The following is a 1,532-nucleotide window of genomic DNA, read 5'->3' as shown; positions in this document are numbered from 1 at the left end:
GCTCACTGGTGCACCATCCTTGTGTCGGTAGTCGTGAGACTGCTGATGCACCCGAGGTGCCGCCGGGTCACCGCCCTGCTCGCTCGACCAGTTGAGGTCCAGCATGAGTTCCGCGGGATCCGGCGGTTACCCGGGACGTGCCGACCGTCGACAGGGCTGAGCGCCGTCGAGCGCCGATCAGTGAGCAGACCGGCTGCCGCGTCCCGGAACCGACAAAAGGGTGCCTCCCCACTGGAGCTAGCAGCGGAGAGGCTGTCATGCAGTATGCCCCCCACACACCCCTGCCCGCGAGTGCGCCGAACGGTGTGACCGCCGGTATCGACTGGGCCAGCGCCGATCACGCCTGCTGCGTCGTCGACGCGGCCGGAAAAGTGGTCAAGCGTTTCACCGTGAACCACACCGGCACCGGCCTGACCGAACTGACCCGCCGTCTGGCCAAGGCCGGCGTCGCCGAGGTCGCCATCGAACGCGGCGACGGCCCGATCGTCGAAGCGCTGCTCGCCGCCGATCTGACCGTCGTGGTGATCAGCCCGAACCAGGTCAAGAACCTGCGTTCGCGCTATGGGGCGGCCGGCAACAAAGACGACCGGTTCGACGCGTTCGTGCTGGCCGACACCCTGCGGACCGACCGCGCCCGGCTGCGGCCCCTGACCCCCGACAGCCCCGCCACCACGACGCTGCGCTCCACCGTGCGTGCCCGCCGCGACCTGGTCGCCCACCGTGTCGCCGTATGCAACCAGTTGCGCGCCCACCTGGCTACGGCCTTCCCTGCAGCGGTCGGGTTGTTCGCCGACCTCGACAGCCCGATCAGCCTGGCCTTCCTGACCCGCTTCGACTGCCAGGACCGCGCCGACTGGCTCAGCGAACGACGCCTGGCGGCCTGGCTGGCCAGCGTCGGCTACTGCGGCCGCAAGACCCCCGCCGCGCTGCTGGCCCACCTCAAGGCCGCCCCACACGGCGCCACCGGCGCCGACGGAACCACCCGCGCCCACATCACCCGCGCCCTGCTGGCCGTCCTGACCAGCCTGGTCGAGCAGATCAAAACCCTGGAAGCACAGATCAGCGAGCAACTCGCGCTGCACGCCGACGCACAGACCTTCACCTCCCTGCCCCGCTCGGGCACCGTGCGTGCCGCCCGGCTGCTGGCCGAGATCGGCGACTGCCGCGCCCGATTCCCCGACCCCGCGTCCCTGGCCTGCCTGGCCGGCGTCGCCCCTTCCACCCGCCAATCCGGCAAGCACAAAAGCGTCGCCTTCCGCTGGGCGGTCAACAAGCAACTGCGCGATGCGGTCTGCGACTTCGCCGCCGACTCCCGCAGGGCCAACCCCTGGGCGGCCAAGCTGTATGCCGACGCCATCGCCCGCGGGAAGGACCACCCGCACGCCACCCGCATCCTGGCACGCGCCTGGCTGTATGTGATCTGGCACTGCTGGCAGGACGGCGTCGCCTACGACCCCGCCAAGCACGGAGCCCTCCAGGCCCTGCTCAGACAAGATCAACAGGCGGCGGCTTGACACAGGGCTACTCATGCC

1 protein-coding gene is annotated in these 1,532 nt (G+C 70.3%); it reads left to right on the top strand.

Features of this window, described 5'->3' with window-relative positions; genetic code table 11:
- Positions 1 to 257 precede the first annotated feature (257 nt).
- On the top strand, positions 258 to 1,514 hold the full coding sequence (locus HHX30_RS40215; RefSeq protein ID WP_169989197.1) for an IS110 family transposase: 1,257 nt from the start codon (positions 258 to 260) through the stop codon (positions 1,512 to 1,514).
- The last annotated feature ends 18 nt before the right edge of the window (positions 1,515 to 1,532 follow it).

The organism is Microbispora sp. H10836 (assembly GCF_012999525.1).
Taxonomy (GTDB): Bacteria; Actinomycetota; Actinomycetes; order Streptosporangiales; family Streptosporangiaceae; genus Microbispora.
Note: the sequence above shows the minus strand (reverse complement) of the source record. Positions and strands in the feature narration are given on the sequence as shown.